Raw genomic sequence first — 17277 nt, 5'->3', positions numbered from 1 at the left:
CGAATAGGAGGGGACGCGCCGGATGGTTTTTGATCAGTGGATGGGTGAAATTTAAGGAGCGCCTTAGTGCGAATTCGGGTGTTTTGCAAAACTTAACTTAGAACGAAAAATAATACCCAATCCCCTTGATCGTGATGATTTGGACTTGGGGGTCGGATTTGAGGTAGTCGCGGAGCTTGGTGATGTAGACGTCGAGGTTTCGTGAATTGAAAAAACTGTCGTCTCCCCAAAGCTTCAATAGGATTTCCTTTCTCTCGATCGTTTGGTTGGCATTTTCGAGCAACAGCATCAGGATGCCGGCTTCCTTGTAGGATAGCCGCTTGATATCGCCCTTGCCGTTGCGGAGTTCAAATTTGGCTGGGTTGAAGACATAGCTCCCAAAAACGATTTCCTGCTTGTTTTCGGACTTTTGACCCTTGGTCAAAGCAAGCAGGTTTTCGATCCGTACGATCAGTTCCTCGAGGCTGAAGGGCTTTTTGAGATAATCATTTCCACCCGTTTGGAAACCCTTCACTACATCCTCGACCTGGCTTTTGGCGGTCAGGAAGATGATCGGCATGTGCGGGGCTGTCTTGCGGATTTCGGCGGCAAGCGTGTAGCCATCCATCTTTGGCAGCATGATATCCAGGACGCAGATATCGACTTTTTCCTGGGAAAAAAGCCTTAATCCCGCCAATCCATCCTCGGCCATGGCCACTTGGTAATTTCTGCTTTGCAGGCTTTCTTTCACGATCTTGCCCAAGGCGGGCTCATCTTCCACATAGAGGATTTTGGTCATGATTTTGGCAGTTTGATGGTGAAAACGGAACCTTGGCCGATTTGGCTTTCCAGAGAAATCTTGCCACCGTGGGCTTTGACGACCTCGGCGACTTGCGCCAAGCCGAGGCCATAGCCCTTAACATCATGGATGTCCTTTTGGGGCACACGTATAAATTTCCCGAAAATCTCCTTTTGGTAGCCCTCAGGAATTCCTATGCCTTTGTCCTCGACACTGAGCGAGACAAAATTTCCCTGTTCACTGAGGGTGACCTTGATCTTCTTGGTCTCCTTGCTGTATTTGATGGCATTGTCCAGCAGGTTGAAGATGACCATCGAGAGCTGTTCAGCTTGACCCTGCACGACAAAAGCAACCCCTTTTTGGTCCAATTCAAAATCAAATCCCTCGGATTCAAGGATTGGTTTCAGGGTATTGACGTTTTCCTTGACCAGCTTCTCCAAATCTACCGGTTCCATGTGCGCGCCACTTCTTTGTCCGTGAACGGTGGAGTTCAGGATCTTTTCGGTCATCGAAGTCAGCCTTTTGAGTTCGTTTTTTGCGATTTGGAGGTATTCTTTCCTGGTCTCAGGCTGGTCCTTGGCACTAAAGTTCTCCAGCGACTCCAACACCAGCGAAACGGTCGCGACGGGGGTCTTGAGTTCGTGGGTGATGTTGCTGATGATGTCGTTTTTGAGCAGGTTGAGCTGCTGCTGCTTGATCATGTTTCGATACATAATGAGTAGCGAGCCGCCGATAAAACCCAAGACCAGCAAGGAGAAAACCAAGTGTGGAAGCAGGTTTCTCCAAAAGAAACCCTCGACATCCTCGAAATAAGCTTGGATTCTGCTACCTGGAGGCACGGGGACGTCCTCGAGGATAATCGTTTTCTCAGGCAATTCTTCGAATTGCTCGTGTCTTCTGGCCTTTCTGATTTTCGCTGTAGTTGGCAATGCGTTGTTTCTCAGGACCTCATTGAAAGCCGCTTGCACCACGTCCGCATTTACAGTTTCTTCATTCAGGCGGAAGATGAATGAATTTACCGACTTCAGGGTATCGACTCCCTGCACCAGCGGTCTAAGGTTGATCTTTAATGAATCCTTGGAATCCACGCGCGGTCCTGCGATGATCTTGATCCGCTGGATGCTTTCGGGATCAATGTCCTTGGTGTCTTTCGCTTTAGTCGAATCTCCGATAAAATCAATGTGGATAATGCGGGAGGTATCGCTCCAAACCACTCCACCCATCAAACTGTCCGGTTTGTCGACGGCCGGAAGTGGCGGAAAACCCGAGGGTCTCAGACCTTTTAGAAAAAGGGAATCCATCAGGGCCGTCACGGTGCTCTTGAGCAATAGCGAGGTTTCCTGCCTAAACGCTGCTTTTTGGCCACGGTTGACCGATCGCAGCCAAGCTGCCTGGAGGAGCAGCAAAATCACGATGCTGCTGATCATCAAGCCCAAATAGATCCGATTTCTTTCCTGCATGGGACAAAGATATTGGCTTTTGGAAGCAATGCGCCGCTCCATTAACCTTAATTAACCTTGTATTCAGGTTGATTAACCTAGTTGGAATTTTCGCCCTCATATCTTTGAGCCATCCAAAATTCGAAAGCCATGAAAAAGTACCTATTAGCCGTTTTTGCCTGTTTGTCGCTAGGCTTCATCACCGAGGAAGTTAAGCAAGGTGTAATCACGTACACCACCAAGATCAACATGCACAAGCGCATCCCACCTGACCAGGAGGAAATGAAAAAAATGATCCCGGAATTCAACTCGGTGCAAAACCAACTTTTGTTCAATGAGATGGAAAGCCTTTTCAAGCCCCTGCCAGCGGACGAGAATCCATTTGACAACGGCGGGGGAGGTTCTTGGACCGGAACGGCGCCTAGCGGCGGTATGAGAACAATCCGCATGGTACTCCAAAATGAAACCTACCTCAACCGGGATGCGGACCTGATGACGCAATTGCGGGATTTTATGGGCAAAAAGTACATCATTAAAAAGGAGCCAAAGCGGATTCCTTGGAAGCTTGGTTCCGAGACCAAACAATTGCTCGGCTATGCCTGCAAGGATGCGAGCTTCACGGACGAAAACCAGCGCAAAGTCCGGGCATGGTATACCGAGGACCTGAGAATTCCGATAGGTCCTGAAGGTTTCCATGGATTGCCGGGATTGATTTTGGAGGTAGATGTCAACGAAGGGGAAATGCTGATCACGGCTGACAAGCTAGATTTGCGGGCTTTGAAGAAAAACGAACTGAAGGAGCCAAAAGGCGGAGAGGAACTCACCGAAGAAGCCTATCAAGCGATGGTCAAGGAGCAAATGGAAAAAATGGGTGCGCAAAGCGGACCTGGGGGAATGAGGATGATTATTAGGAATTAGCGGAGATGGGAGATTTGAGATATGAGACTCAAGACTCAAGACGCAAGAATGAAGAAGCTAGAGACGAGAAGCGAGATGGGTACCAAGTACCAAGTACGATGTACCAAGTATTGCTAGTCCGAATCGGGTTTTGATGTTCGATTACGGCGGCCATGGACTATGGACTATTTGGGTACCAAGTACGAAGTACAAAGAACCAAGTATAGGGAATACGAATCGAGTATTGATTTTCGATTGCGACGGCCATGGACTATGGTCTATCGACTATGGACTATCGACTATCTCTCCTCAGTAACCAGTAACTCAATAATCCAATAACCAAACACAAGTATTGATTTTCGATTACGGCGGCCATGGACTATCGACTATGGACTATGGACTATCGACTATTTCCTAAACCACTATGAAAACCACTACCACTTTTCTTTTTTTCTTTTTCATGTCGGTCAATATCCTGGCGCAGACGCAGCGCTGGGCGATCCAGGGTGTGATTCAGGATACGCAGGCCAAGGGTTTGCCTTCCGCGACGATTACGCTGCTCGATCCCAAGGATTCTACTTTGGTGACCTTTGGCGTCAGCAATCCGCAGGGAGGATTCGAGGTGAAAAACCTGCGCGAGGATGAGCTTTTGGTACAAATCAGTTTTGTTGGCTACAGGACTTTTTCCCAATTGGTCAAAAAGCCCACTGATTCGCCCATTTCACAATTGGGAACGATCAAGTTGGAGGAAAGCACGGAGGAATTAGAAGGCGTGACTGTCGAGGCAATAGCACCGGTCACGATCAAGAAAGACACCATAGAATACAACGCGGCGGCCTTCAAAACCCAGCCGAATGCCAATGTGGAAGACCTGCTGAAGCGGCTACCGGGCGTGGAAGTGGACAGTGAGGGGAATATCAAGGCCCAAGGGGAAACGGTCCGCAGGATCATGGTGGACGGCAAGGAATTCTTTGCCAATGATCCAAAATTGGCTTCCAAAAACCTTTTGGCGGAAGCGATTGACAAAATCCAGATCTATGACCGCAAGTCGGACCAGTCTCAATTTACCGGAATCGACGACGGCCAAAGGGAAAAAACCATCAACCTCCAACTCAAGGACAGCCACAAGCGGGGATACTTTGGAAATGTCACTGCCGGGTATGGAACCGACAACCGCTATGCGCTCAAAGGCAACGTCAACAAGTTTACCGAGAAAAGCCAACTATCGCTCTTAGGCCTTTCCAACAACACCAACGAGCAGGGATTCTCGATCGAGGATTACATCAATTTCAACGGCGGTATCCAGAGCTTTTCTTCCGGTGGAATGGTGCGCGTAGTCGTAGGCGGTCCGGGTGCCACCAGCAGCATTCCCTTGAATACCGGTCAAAGGATGAACGGAATCATGAATTCCCATGCATTTGGTGCCAACCTGAACAATGAATTCAGCAAGAAAACCAAGATGACAGGGAGCTATTTTTTCAATTACCTCGACCATTACATCCAACAAAACTCCGATCGGATCAATTTTTTTCCGCAGGGAAACCTGAATTTCAATGAGCAAAGCCGTCAGGACAATATGAATGCGAACCATCGCGCCAACTTGATTGTGGACCACCAGATTGACAGTTTGAATTCATTCCGATCGACCACGAACTTGACCTATACCCAATCTGATCGCGCTACCAACAGCATCACACGTAACTCGGATTCCCAAGACAATACGCTCAATTCCGGCGAGCGCACCAACCTGAATACAGGGGACAATTTCCAATTCAATACCGATTTCCTCCTCCGGCATCGGTTCAAAAAGCCGGGAAGGACCGTTTCCGCCAATTTTAACTTGGGTGCAAATCAAAGTGACTACGAAGGCAGCCTGTATGCCGAGAACCAGTTTTTTACCGGCACCCCAAGTACGGAGATTATCCGCCAACAAAATTTCCAAGATCGGGATGCCTTGAACTATGGGACCAACCTTTCCTACACACAGCCTATCGGTGGACGGAAATACCTGGAGTTGGTGTACAATTTTAGGCAAAACCACAACCGTGTAAATCAGGAAGTGTACGATTGGGAGGAAGAAAATCTTGTATTGAACACCGATTTGAGCAATAAATTCAACAGCATTTATACCTATCACAGGCCAGGAGCGAATCTGAGTTGGAATCGACAAAACTATAATTTAGTGACTGGGGTGGCTTGGCAGGCCACCAGACTGAAAGGTGATCTTTTGCTCGTGGACGAGCGTATCCAAAACAGATTCGAGAATTTTCTTCCCAGCCTGCGCTTCAATTACAACTTCAGCAATACCAAAAACCTGGGCTTCAACTATGGCACTTCGGTCACGGAACCGACCATCGAGCAGCTACAGCCCGTGGTCAACAATGCCGATCCCTTGAATCTCTATGTGGGTAATCCAGAACTCAAACCCGCTTACCTGCACAATGTGCGGCTGAATTACAACAGCTTCGATATGGGCAAATTCATCAGTTTCTTTGCCAACGCGAATGTCAACTATACCAAAAACGCGATCGTCAATTCCCAGACCATCGATGAAAACCTCGTCCGCACCGTCATGCCGGTGAACGTGAAAGACCAATGGACCGCCAACGGCAACGTGAATTTTGGATTTCCGATCAAGCCGCTCAACAGCCGCTTTAGCATCGGTCCCAATGGCGTTTACCAGCGTGGACTCAATCTGATCAACGGCCAGGAAGACGAAATCAAGATTTCCAATTTTGGTGGAAACATACGCTATGACTACAATTGGGAGGAATACCTCATGATCGGCTTGAGTGCCAACCTCAGCCGTCAGCGCACGGGTTATTCCTTCAATCCCCAGCAAAACCAACTCTTTTTCAACCAAAGCTACAATGCGGAGGCCACGGTCAATTTTTTGAAAAAATATACGATCGGAGGCAATTTCAACTACCTCGTTTACCGCAGCGAGACGACCGATTTCAGCGAGACAATTCCTTTGCTCAACCTTTCGGTATCGCGGTTTATCCTGAAAAACAACAAGGGCGAAATTAAGCTATCCGGCCAAAACCTGCTCAACCAAAACGTGGGTGTGTCCCAAAGGGCGGATGTCAACTACGTAGAACAGACCGTCACCAACAATCTCGGCAGATTTGTGCTCCTGAGTTTCACCTACAAGCTTGGCAGCAACCCAATGAACAATATACCTAGACCGGGAGGGGGCGGGATGAGGATGATCAGGATGGGGAATTGATGGAGAAGCAATGTTTTCGATTTCCATTTTGTCAAGGTACCTCCTCAAGTTCGCTGTTTATTGCCAAGTGACCGAAGTAATAAAGTTTCCACTCAAATCCATCCCGTGCCCAAATTCAACATTGGTTTTGGTTCTTCTGTTTCTATCGCATAGCTTCGAGGAGAGACTTAGCGATCTATGAAAAACACCTACTTCTTCGGGCTACTTTGGTTGATCCTTTTTGCCTGTAACCCCGGACCGAAAAATCCTGCCGATCAAGTGTATGTCAACGGTGTCATCTACACTGGGGACGAATCCAATCCAAAGACCGAAGCCGTGGCCGTCAAGGACGGGATGATCGTCGCGGTCGGCAGTCGGCAGGAAATCGAGTCGCTGATCGGCAAAGACACAGAGACGATAGATCTGCAGGGAAAAACCATGACGCCGGGCTTTATCGAATCCCATGGGCACCTGATGGGCATCGGTTACAACAAACTCGACATCGACCTGATGTATGTGCAGACCTATGATGAACTGATCGAAAAAGTCGCAGAAGCTGCCGCCAAGGCCGAACCAGGGGAATGGATTACAGGTAGAGGCTGGCATCAGGACAAATGGCTGAAAATGCCTGATAACACGGTCCAAGGTTTTCAGACCCATGAGGCCCTGAGCGCCGTCACGCCCGATAATCCCGTTTATCTCGCCCATGCATCGGGACACGCTTCCTTCGTGAACAAAAAAGCCATGGAAATGGCTGGCATCAATCCCCTCAGGAGTGAAAACCCCCAACAGGAAGTAGAGGGCGGAGAAGTTGTCAGGGACGAGTTGGGGAATCCGACAGGGATTTTGGTAGAAAGGGCATCTGGATTGGTATCCAAGCTTATTCCGAAAGATACACCCGAGCGCATGGAAAAAGCCCTGGAACTTGCACTGAAGGAACTTGCGGAAAAAGGCATCACCTCCTTTCACGATGCAGGGAGCGGGCAGGACTTTATCGATTTGGTGGAGAAATTCAAGTCTGAAGGTAAGTTGACGTCAAGGATGTACATCATGTTGACCGGACGTCAGCCCGAGCTTTTGGAGGAATGGTACAAGAAAGGCCCCCTGATTGATCCCGCGCACATGGTCACGGTCCGCTCGATCAAGCTAAACTGCGATGGTGCCTTGGGCCCTTGGGGCGCGTGGTTGTTGGAAGACTACAGCGACAAACCCGGGCAACGGGGCCACGAAACCCTACCGATGTCCATCGTCACGCAGGTTTCGGAAAAAGCACTGGCGACGGGTTTCCAAGTTTGTGCCCACGCCATCGGTGACCGTGCCAATCGTGAGGTGCTGGATCGCTATGAGGCTGTTTTCGCCAAATTCCCCGACATCAAAGATCACCGCTTTCGCGTGGAGCACGCCCAGCATTTGCATGTGGATGATATTTCCAGGTTTGGGGAAATGGGCGTCATCGCAGCGATACAAGCCATCCATTTGAGTTCTGACCGTCCTTGGGCCATCGGCAGGCTGGGCCCGAAGCGTATCAAGGATGGGGCATATGTCTGGCAGAAATTGCTGGGATCGGGAGCCGTAATTTCGAATGGGACCGATGCACCAGTGGAGCCTTTGGATCCGATACCCTCTTTCTATGCATCCGTGTCGAGAAAGACGCTCAAAATGCTACCCGAGGGAGGCTATGAACCAGACCAGAAATTGACCAGGGAACAAGCCTTGCATTCCTACACCTTGGCGGGCGCCTATGCGGAGTTTGAGGAGGATTTCAAAGGATCGATTGAGGTCGGAAAAGCGGCTGATTTTACCGTTTTTGACAAGAATATCATGGAAATTCCCGAGAATGAGATTTTGGGCACCAAAGTGAAAATGACCGTGGTAGGAGGGAAGATCGTCTATCAGGCGGATTGATAAAATTGATTAGGCTTCTCTTGCCAACCGATTGCTGAACACCAACATCAGGTGTTCAGCAATCGGTTATTCAGAGTATGAAAGACTTTTTCCGCGACTGACCTTAATTCCACCTCCCGGCTCCAAAAATGAGGATGAAAATGGCAAAGATCAGGTATGCCAACACGAGCCCCAAAGGAATAAAAACCAGCCACTTGAATACTGCATGTAGGTTTGGGTGTCGGTAGGCATACCACCCGATTCCAGCGAAAAGCCCAAACCCAAGTGTCAAAACCAGGTAGATAGTGTTGGTTACGTCACCAAAATATTCATCCTGATGCCCCAAGTTTTTGTTGGCAAAATGGACAAAAAGTGTGATTGAGAGCAGGTAGGCGGTGTATAGGAATGACACCAAGTATAAAATGGTCGTAACAAGCAGAGCGGTTTTCATATGATTGGATGGACGAATTTTGTTTTGATTTTTTTACATCTCCTTAAGTATAGGTTTGTCATTTCTGGACCATTCGCTCCAAGAGCCCACATATAACTTGGGAATGTCCATCTCAGCTTGTGCAAAAGCCAATAAGGTATGGCAAGCCGTCACTCCAGAACCACAGTGGACGATAATGTTTTCGGCTTTTTTACCTCCGACCAATTCAGCGTATTTTGTTTTTAGCTGTTCAGCGGGAAGATAAAATCCCTTTTCATCCAGGTTGGAAAAATAGGGGACGTTGACCGAACCAGGGATGTGCCCAGCTACCAAGTCGATCGGCTCGCTTTCACCGCGGTAGCGAAAATTCTCTCTGACATCGATCACGAGATAATCCGGGTTTTGTGACACGCGCTCGACTTCCTCAAGATTGGACAGGGGGAGGTTCCAGTATTTGGCTGGATAGGTCGTGGACTTTGGGGCTGGTCCGATTCCCGCTTCCAGCGGAAAACCTGCCGCTTCGGCAGCAGCCAATCCTCCATCCAGTACCTGTACCTTCTGATGACCTATGGCCCGCATCATCCACCAAAATCGAGCGGCGGCATTGGCTCCATTTTTGTCATCGTAGACAAACACATGGTCTTCAGGTTCGATTCCAAGCTTGGAAAGCAGGCTACAAAAGGCATCAGGGCTTGGCAGCGGATGCCTGCCGCCATTTGCAGCATTTTCCTTGATATCCGAGAGGTCAGCATTGAGGTCGACGTGCAGTGCCCCCTTAAGGTGCTTCTTTTCGAAGTTGGCCTTGCCGAAACTGGCGTCAATGAGTACATAGCTGCCCGAATTGATGGTCAGCAGATCATTGGCTGAAATGATTGGGGTAATGTCCATGATGTCAAAAGAAAGTAGGGTAAAAATAGTAAGAGAGGCCTAAAGTCCGGACTTGCAGTCCCAATTCTTTTTCATTGACGGAAACTTTTGTCCCACATTTTGGATGCACTTACATTTTCTGAATCCTTTCTCCCCGATTTTGAACCGTATTTTTCCAATGTTCGCCATTTGTCGGGTTATGCATGGTGTTTTTTGGCTTTTTGGGATAGTTTGAACTTTGATTTCAAATCTTTTGCCCAAAAAGTCCACACGATCATGAAGCACAAATTAACCTTAGCCCTAGTTGCCTTTTTAATCGGATTTTCTGCCTTTGCGCAGGAGAGCAAGGTATTTGATAACCTCAGCCTGCCCAGCAAAATCCTTAGCATGGATCGCAAATTTGCGATTTATCTGCCGCCAGGCTATGAAAGTTCCCAGCGTAGCTATCCTGTTCTATACTTATTGCATGGGGGAGGAGATGACCAAACGGGCTGGGTGCAGTTTGGAGAGGTGCAGCACATTGCGGACAAAGCAATCCGCGAGGGAATAGCTACTCCTATGATCATTGTCATGCCGGATGCCAATACGGGCAGGCGCGGATACTTTAACGACGTCAACAATGAATGGCGGTATGAGGACTTTTTCTTTGAGGAATTTATTCCGGAAATCGAAAAACGCTACCGCATCAAGGCCGAGAAGCGGTTTCGGGCTATTGCAGGACTTTCGATGGGAGGGGGCGGCACCTTTTTCTATGCCATGCACCATCCGGAGATGTTTTCTGCGGCCTGCCCTTTGAGTGCCGCCCTTCGGAATATTTCATTTGAGGACTATAAAAAGGGTCTAGCGGAAAACAAAGTCGAAGTCAAAAACCCATCTACATTGGAAGCATATTACCAAAGGCACAATGCCCTCCAACAAATCGCAGCCAACGACCCAAAGGATATGAAGTCAGTGCGTTGGTTTTTCGATTGTGGGGATGATGACTTTTTGTATGAGGGTAACAGTTTGGTACATATTGAGCTCCGAAAAAAGGAAATTCCCCATGAGTTCCGAATCCGAGATGGGGGCCACACTTGGGGCTATTGGAGAACATCGCTTCCTGATGTCCTGTCTTTCGTTTCGGAGGGATTCCATCAGCGTTAACAAGCTGATAAACAGTTATAACTAATTCAAAACCACTAAAACCAATAGGAAATTCGGCAGGACATCGAAGTGGTTTGGGGATGATTCCTTTGCTTCCCCAAAACGGGCGGTTCCTCTACAAATAGCACCATTCAGCAAAAATCGACTCAGTCTCCTTTGCCATAAGGTTTTCTTTGTGTTTATAATCATGACGGTGCGTCCATCTGAATGGCAGCCTTGAATGATTAAGAAAATTAAACCAAATCAATGAAGTATCTTTTAATCTTTTTGTTGTTTGTAGGGTCGGTTTCAAAAGCTTTTTCCCAGGAATATTCGGTCAGGGGTACCGTGTTAGAGGCGGGTACCCAGTCGGCGATGCCTTTTGTCAATATACTCGTTTTGTCGGTTTCGGATTCTGCACAGGTAGCAGGAATGGTATCTGACATGGATGGCCGATTTGAGTTCACCCGGATCAGCGAAGGGGATTATATCTTGAAAGTGCAATACCTTGGCTATCAGAATTTTTTCCAGGCCGTATCAGTAAAGTCCAATCTAAATTTGGGAAATATTTTCCTCAAGGAGGACGCCCAAGCACTCAACGAAGTGATCGTAGAGGCACGCCGTTCAACTGGCAGCCAAAAAAGCGATACGACCATGTTTAATGCCGATGCTTTCAAAACGATGAAAGATGCAAGCGCGCAGGCTTTGATCGAAAAACTGCCGGGCGTGCAGACCCAGGATGGGATCATACAGGCGCAAGGGGAAAATATTGCCCAAATACTCGTGGATGGAAAGCCGTTCTTTGGAACGGATGTAAAGACAGCACTTCAAAATCTTCCAGCAGAGGTGATCGATAGGATAGAGATATTTGACCAAAAAAGCGAAAAGGCCCAACTCAGTGGATTCGATGATGGAGAAAGGTTGAAGACAATCAATATCATTACAAAGAAAAACCGCAGGAAGGGCCAATTTGGCAGAGGAACTGCTGGCTATGGGACCGACGACAGGTATCTTGCTGGTCTTAGTTTGAATGTCTTTGACGAAGACCAGCGGATTACCCTGACGGGACTTAGCAACAACATCAACATCCTGAATTACTCCAGCGACCCCAACGCACAGGACAATTCAAATCCACAGCAAGGTATCATCACTACCAATATCCTTGGTTTGAATTACTCTGACAACTGGGGTGAGAAGATTAAGGTAACGGGGAGTTACGTCTATTCCAACAGGGAAAATGTCGGCATCGTAAATCGATTCAGGGACTTTGTCACAGCGGATGAATCGGACAAATTCTACTCAGAAACTGCCCGTGACGTACGTGTCAACAAGCAGCACCAAGCCGATATGAGGTTGGAATGGAATCCAAATGAAAAGAATCGGATCCTCTACATTCCCAGATTTTCCGCTCGGTACGAAACAGAAAACTCGGGCTTCTACGGTGAGACTGAAGACGGTCAGGAAATTATCAATTCGGTTGAAAACATCAGGACCGGCTACTATCAGGACTACGATTTCGCCAATCGCCTGATATATGGACATAAGTTCGGCAAACCCGGTAGAAGCATCACATTTCGTGGAATTTCCACTTTGGGGTGGAATATCGACGATGCCCAACGACTGGCTAGGAATACTTTCTTTGAAGATGGAACTGAGAGGGAGGAGGTACTGGATCAAAAAATTACCCGCGAGCGAAACGGGAATTCTTGGCAGGCGAGGGTGTCTTACACGGAACCAATCGGGAAGCGGGGCCAGACAGAGGTGGAATACCAAGTTGGAAATCGCAAAAATGACTCCGACAAGCTTACCTTCAATGTGGAAGATAGGGACGTAAACGGTGGCCGCATGGTAATTGATACGGCATTGAGTAATGTTTTTAACAGTAATTATCTTTTCCACGAAGTGGAGTTGGGTTATCAGTTTACGACCGAAAAGGCCAAACTTCAAGCAGAGGTTGAATTTCAGGACGCCACGCTTAAGAATATTCAAGAGTTCCCAAGTGCTACAACTTTGGAGCGAAATTTTGTGAACTTCTTGCCAACCGTGAGGTATGAGTACAAATTTTCCCCAAATGTCAACATCCAATTGGATTATGACACTTACACCAACGAGCCCCAAATCAATCAACTCCAAGAGGTCATCGACAACACGAACCCATTGCAGTTGCGTACCGGAAATCCAAATTTGGACCAAGCCTACACCAATCAATTTCGCTTGCGGTTTAGGGGTAACAATCCAGATACTGACAAGAACTGGTTCGTTTTTGCCCAGTCACGACTTACCAACAATTTCATAGCTAACAGCACCTTCATCGCCAGCGAACCTACTGAGATCCAGGATGGGATCATTTTGGAGCGGGGGTCGCAGCTGAACAAACCGGTGAATTTGGATGGTTTTATGGATTTTCGCTCTTGGTTCAGCTATGGAATGCCATTGGGATTTATCAAGTCGAATTTCAACCTCAATGCGGGCCTCGGATTTACCCAACGCCCCGGTCAAGTGAATGACGCGCTTGGCTTCAACAATTCGACGCGTCTCAGCACCGGCTTCTCGATCAACAGTAGCATCAGCGATCAGATTGACTTTAATATCTGGTCACGATCATCCTTCAATGAGGTCCGCAACACGCTGAATCCAAACTTGAACAATGAGTTTTTCCAACAGCGATTTAGGGTAAATTTCAACTGGATCATTTGGGAAGGTATCATTTACCGACTTGATCTCAACCACCAGATCAATACTGGTCTCTCGGAGGGATTTAATGCCAACTTCTCTCTAATCAATATGAGTCTCGGTAAAAAAATCTTCGCCAATCAAAGAGGAGAGATCAGTTTGATGGTTTATGATCTTTTGGGACAAAACGCCAACGTTAACCGAAACATTACTGAAACCTTTATCGAAGACATTCAGACCAATGTGCTTCAAAGGTATTTCATGCTCAGTTTTTCATACAACCTGAGAAGGTTTAGCAAAGGAATGGATGAAAAAACATACGAGGAGATGTACCAATCGAATCAATAAATCCGAAAACATAAATCTCAATAAGGACAAAAAAGAAAGCTGTTTTTCGGAATCGAAAAACAGCTTTTTAATGCTGATATACAGTGGTTTGGATATCTACGTTGAAAGTATTTTTGCAACTCTGAAATCGTCCTCGTCCACGTCTTTATGTCCTACAATCGCTTTAGCAATTGGTGTGTAGACGATTTTGTTGTTGATAATTCCAGCCATAACGTCATACTTCCCCTGGATCAATCCCTCGACCGCCGCAACCCCGAGTTTACTGGCCAAAACCCGATCCAAAGCGCTTGGCGCGCCGCCGCGTTGAAGGTGTCCGAGGATAGTCACTTTGATGTCGTAGTAGGGGAGTTGTTTTTTGATTTTATCGGCGATTTCTACAGCACCGCCACTTTTACCGCCTTCTGCGACGATCACAATATTGGATTGCTTCATTTGGGCTGTTCTCGCCTTGAGCCGTTCGACAAGTCGTTCGATGGGCATTTTTTTCTCAGGGATCAATGTCGCCGCGGCCGCACTACCTATTCCCGCGTTGATCGCAATGAATCCCGCATCCCTTCCCATCACTTCCACGAAGAACAATCGGTCGTGGGAGGTCGCTGTGTCCCTGATTTTGTCAATAGCCTGAATTGCCGTATTGCAGGCAGTATCAAAGCCGATAGTCAAATCGGTTCCTGCCAGGTCATTATCAATTGTTCCAGGGATTCCGATTGACGGGATCCCGTATTCATTGTAAAAAAGATGGGCACCCGTCAACGAACCATCACCACCGATAATCACGAGGGCATCAATACCGTGTTTGGTAAGGTTTTCGTATGCTTTTTTCCTTCCCTCTGCGGTTCTGAATTCCTCACTTCGAGCTGACTTCAGAAACGTCCCGCCTCGTTCCAGGACGTGGTAGATATGTTTGGTTTCGAGTTTCTTTATCTCATTACCGATCATACCCTCATAGCCGCGGTAGATGCCGTACATTTCCAGGTTGTAGTAAAACCCTGCACGTACAGTGGCCCTAATGGCTGCATTCATCCCCGGCGCATCTCCGCCTGATGTCAATACGCCTATTCTTTTGATAGTCTTTGGTTCCATTAAATTTTTGCAATTAATTGTTTGATCATGAGCTCCGCAGACGCTGGATTGGTGGCCAAGGGAATGTTGTGGACATCGCAAAGCCTCATCAGCATCTGCACGTCTGGCTCGTGTGGGTGTTTGTCTAAAGGATCACGGAAAAATATAACCATGGATAACTCTTTTTGGGCAACCATGGCCGCAATCTGGGCATCACCACCCAATGGTCCCGATAGCAATTTTTTGACAGGAATTCCCGATTTTTCGATATGCGATCCCGTGGTTCCTGTCGCATACAGCTCAACGTCAGTGGAGATCAACCTTTTTCTAAATCCACTGAGGAAATGTACCATATCGGCCTTCTTTCCATCATGGGCAATCAATGCGATTTTCATCAAAAGGGTGTTTAATAGGTTTTCAGCGCTAAATTTAGAAATTTTTGTAGGTTTCACCCTTTCAGATTGATATTTAATATTGTCTCAATATCGTGGGTATTAAATTGTCTTCGAGAATCATGCGATAGAGGCGAAATCAGAAAAATCTTCAGGAACCTGTAAGTGTTTCCTTTTTTGACTATTTTAATTGCATCAAACATTCTAACAATCAAAACTATCAACTTATGAGTCTGTTAAAGGAATTTAAGGAGTTTGCCCTCAAAGGCAACGTAGTCGACCTAGCTGTTGCGGTCATCATCGGTGGCGCGTTCGGAAAGATCGTGTCATCATTGGTCAATGATGTGATCATGCCTCCAATCGGTGTGCTTTTGGGTGGCGTGGACTTCAAAGACCTGAGCATCACAATCAAGGCAGCTGAGGGAGATTTGCCTGCAGTCGTGCTCAGCTACGGAAATTTCATCCAAAATGTGGTCGATTTTGTGATTATCGCCTTCGTGATCTTCATGGCCATCAAAGCGATGAACTCATTCAAGAAGAAGGAGGCTGCCGCTCCCGCCGCCCCACCCGCACCAACGCCTTCGGAGAAACTTTTGGAGGAAATTCGCGATTTGCTGAAGAAATAACAGAAACCCATCCAAAAATAAAAAGGAGGCCATGTTTGGGCCTCCTTTTTTTATTTCTCCGTTGATTGCCCTCCGCTGTGCCTTCGACCTTGGTTCATGCGATATACCTGTCTTGTAAATTCCCGATTGACCCCGCCGAGTTTGACAGCCTGAACTGGCGTGATGACTTTCATGACTTCGTCCATAAATAGCTTTTCCCTATCCAGCATTTTTTGCTGCAGCACAAATCGTTGTTGTACAAGCTCTTTGGCCTTGGCGTCGCTGGTTTCATTCATAGAACTTCGGTTAAGCGACGACAATTGTTCCATCATTTGGCTGCGTTCGTCATTGTACTTGTTGAAGAGCGGCCAGAATTTTTCCGCTTGTTCCGGCTTAAGGTCAAGCCTGTTTGTTATGAATGCAACCCTGGCTGATTCAAGTTTTTCCTTGTCGTAGGTAGCATCAGGTCTTTGCGCCAAGGCCCATCCTGGCGCCAACCACAATGTCATGAAAGCTATGATGAGTATTTTCTTCATATTCTTTGGGTCAAAACCAACCATCTTCTTGTTCTTCTTCGGGTGATTCGCCTGCACCCCATTCGGTAAGGATTATTTCCTCCAGCAGTTCATCGGGGTTGTCTGCAAAAGAAAGGATGTCCTCAGCTTGCCAATGGCCCGAATTGATGTACATTTCGATTTCAGGTTGCAGGTTTGCTTCAAGGTCTACCTGTTCATCAGGAGATTTTTGCAGGAAAATCGACAGCATAATCGCGAAAATCAATGCCGCAGCTACCGCACCGTACCAATAGATTTGCTTTGCTGAATGCAGTTTTTTATGCGATTTCGCCAATATTTCCTCCGGCAGCCTTTCGAAATAGCCTTCTGGAGTGTGGAATATATTTCTCTTGGGTGGTGTCATCTCGTTGGAATTTAGACAATTTATGTTTGAAATGGTTTACTCTGACTGGACATCGACTTCTATTTTTTTCACCGCGTGGTGGTAACTCGCTTTAAGTGCTCCGACCGAAGTCCCGGTAATTTTGCTAATTTCTTCATAAGGCAAATCCTCAAAATACCGCATGTTAAATACCAACCGCTGTTTGTCGGGGAGTTTGAGCAATGCTTTTTGAAGTTTAATTTCAATATAGTCTCCGCTCACAAGGTGACTCGAAGACAGGTAGTTTTCCATCGCTTCATAATGGTCCTCGATCGGAAGGAAAAACCGCCGTTTCTTTTTTTCGAGGAAGTTCAGGCTTTCGTTTATGGCAATACGATACAGCCAAGTAAAAAGGCTGGAGTTACTCTGGAACTTTTGGATATTTCGAAACGCCTTGATGAAGGTATTCTGCGTGACATCGTCGGCATCCTCATGGATAATGACCATCTTTCGGATTATGCCATAGATTCTTTTCTGGTATGAAAGGACGAGTGCCCTGTACCCGGTTTCTCGTGTACTGGGATTGCCGATCAGTTCCAAAATTTTTTGATCTGAATATGTCATGTTGATGCCTTTGGACTCGCTAAGGCTACCAAAAGTTTAACCGATCCTTTTTAAATTCCTGAAAATAAAAAT

The 17277-nt window shown here is 47.1% G+C and carries 15 protein-coding genes; 6 read left to right on the top strand and 9 right to left on the bottom strand.

What is annotated here, in order from left to right; genetic code table 11:
• Window positions 1-97 precede the first annotated feature (97 nt).
• On the bottom strand, window positions 98-778 hold the full coding sequence (locus tag L0U89_RS08040) for a response regulator transcription factor (protein WP_234861064.1): 681 nt from the start codon (window positions 776-778) through the stop codon (window positions 98-100).
• On the bottom strand, window positions 775-2238 hold the full coding sequence (locus L0U89_RS08035; protein ID WP_234861063.1) for a sensor histidine kinase: 1464 nt from the start codon (window positions 2236-2238) through the stop codon (window positions 775-777). The genes L0U89_RS08040 and L0U89_RS08035 overlap by 4 nt, the downstream gene beginning before the upstream one ends.
• A gap of 129 nt (window positions 2239-2367) precedes the next feature.
• On the opposite strand from L0U89_RS08035, the gene L0U89_RS08030 reads away from it, so the two are divergent.
• The 3 genes from L0U89_RS08030 (at window position 2368) to L0U89_RS08020 (ending at window position 8227) form a co-directional block, all read left to right on the top strand.
• Window positions 2368-3135, top strand: coding sequence for a GLPGLI family protein (locus tag L0U89_RS08030; protein WP_234861062.1), 768 nt, complete (start codon window positions 2368-2370; stop codon window positions 3133-3135).
• 403 nt (window positions 3136-3538) lie between these two features.
• The gene (locus tag L0U89_RS08025) at window positions 3539-6343 is read left to right on the top strand and encodes an outer membrane beta-barrel family protein (protein WP_234861061.1); all 2805 of its coding nucleotides are present in this window, start codon (window positions 3539-3541) and stop codon (window positions 6341-6343) included.
• 177 nt (window positions 6344-6520) lie between these two features.
• Window positions 6521-8227: an amidohydrolase gene (locus tag L0U89_RS08020; protein ID WP_234861060.1), complete on the top strand. Its 1707-nt coding sequence runs from the start codon at window positions 6521-6523 to the stop codon at window positions 8225-8227.
• A 103-nt stretch (window positions 8228-8330) separates the two neighbouring features.
• On the opposite strand, the gene L0U89_RS08015 is transcribed toward L0U89_RS08020, so the two are convergent.
• The gene (locus tag L0U89_RS08015; protein ID WP_234861059.1) at window positions 8331-8657 is read right to left on the bottom strand and encodes a hypothetical protein; all 327 of its coding nucleotides are present in this window, start codon (window positions 8655-8657) and stop codon (window positions 8331-8333) included.
• A 33-nt stretch (window positions 8658-8690) separates the two neighbouring features.
• A complete protein-coding gene (locus tag L0U89_RS08010) occupies window positions 8691-9524 on the bottom strand; it encodes a sulfurtransferase (protein ID WP_234861058.1) in 834 nt (277 codons plus the stop codon).
• 255 nt (window positions 9525-9779) lie between these two features.
• Between L0U89_RS08010 and L0U89_RS08005 the strand changes: the two genes are divergently transcribed.
• Window positions 9780-10646: an alpha/beta hydrolase gene (locus L0U89_RS08005; RefSeq protein ID WP_234861057.1), complete on the top strand. Its 867-nt coding sequence runs from the start codon at window positions 9780-9782 to the stop codon at window positions 10644-10646.
• A 246-nt stretch (window positions 10647-10892) separates the two neighbouring features.
• Window positions 10893-13646 (top strand): outer membrane beta-barrel protein, encoded by a 2754-nt coding sequence (locus tag L0U89_RS08000; protein WP_234861056.1) that lies wholly within the window; start codon window positions 10893-10895, stop codon window positions 13644-13646.
• Window positions 13647-13742: 96 nt separating this feature from the next.
• Here the strand turns inward: L0U89_RS08000 and pfkA are convergent, their stop codons facing one another.
• Both pfkA and L0U89_RS07990 read right to left on the bottom strand, forming a co-directional pair.
• Window positions 13743-14729, bottom strand: coding sequence for a 6-phosphofructokinase (pfkA, locus tag L0U89_RS07995; protein ID WP_234861055.1), 987 nt, complete (start codon window positions 14727-14729; stop codon window positions 13743-13745).
• The gene (locus L0U89_RS07990) at window positions 14729-15103 is read right to left on the bottom strand and encodes a methylglyoxal synthase (RefSeq protein ID WP_008629939.1); all 375 of its coding nucleotides are present in this window, start codon (window positions 15101-15103) and stop codon (window positions 14729-14731) included. The genes pfkA and L0U89_RS07990 overlap by 1 nt, the downstream gene beginning before the upstream one ends.
• Window positions 15104-15327: 224 nt before the next feature.
• Between L0U89_RS07990 and mscL the strand changes: the two genes are divergently transcribed.
• Window positions 15328-15726 (top strand): large-conductance mechanosensitive channel protein MscL, encoded by a 399-nt coding sequence (gene mscL / locus L0U89_RS07985; RefSeq protein WP_234861054.1) that lies wholly within the window; start codon window positions 15328-15330, stop codon window positions 15724-15726.
• Window positions 15727-15776: 50 nt separating this feature from the next.
• Here the strand turns inward: mscL and L0U89_RS07980 are convergent, their stop codons facing one another.
• From L0U89_RS07980 to L0U89_RS07970, 3 genes are read right to left on the bottom strand one after another with little or no spacing between them, the layout of a single operon-like run.
• Window positions 15777-16241: a Spy/CpxP family protein refolding chaperone gene (locus tag L0U89_RS07980; RefSeq protein WP_234861053.1), complete on the bottom strand. Its 465-nt coding sequence runs from the start codon at window positions 16239-16241 to the stop codon at window positions 15777-15779.
• Between the two features lie 10 nt (window positions 16242-16251).
• Complete coding sequence (locus L0U89_RS07975) at window positions 16252-16623, bottom strand: hypothetical protein (protein ID WP_234861052.1); 372 nt, start codon at window positions 16621-16623, stop codon at window positions 16252-16254.
• 36 nt (window positions 16624-16659) lie between these two features.
• Window positions 16660-17205 carry an RNA polymerase sigma factor gene (locus L0U89_RS07970; protein ID WP_234861051.1) on the bottom strand — a complete coding sequence of 182 codons (546 nt, stop codon included), beginning with the start codon at window positions 17203-17205 and terminating at the stop codon, window positions 16660-16662.
• Window positions 17206-17277 lie beyond the last annotated feature (72 nt).

The sequence above is a fragment of the Mariniradius sediminis genome (assembly GCF_021491425.1).
Classification (GTDB): Bacteria; Bacteroidota; Bacteroidia; order Cytophagales; family Cyclobacteriaceae; genus Mariniradius; species Mariniradius saccharolyticus.
This window is presented reverse-complemented; position numbering and strand designations above follow the sequence as displayed.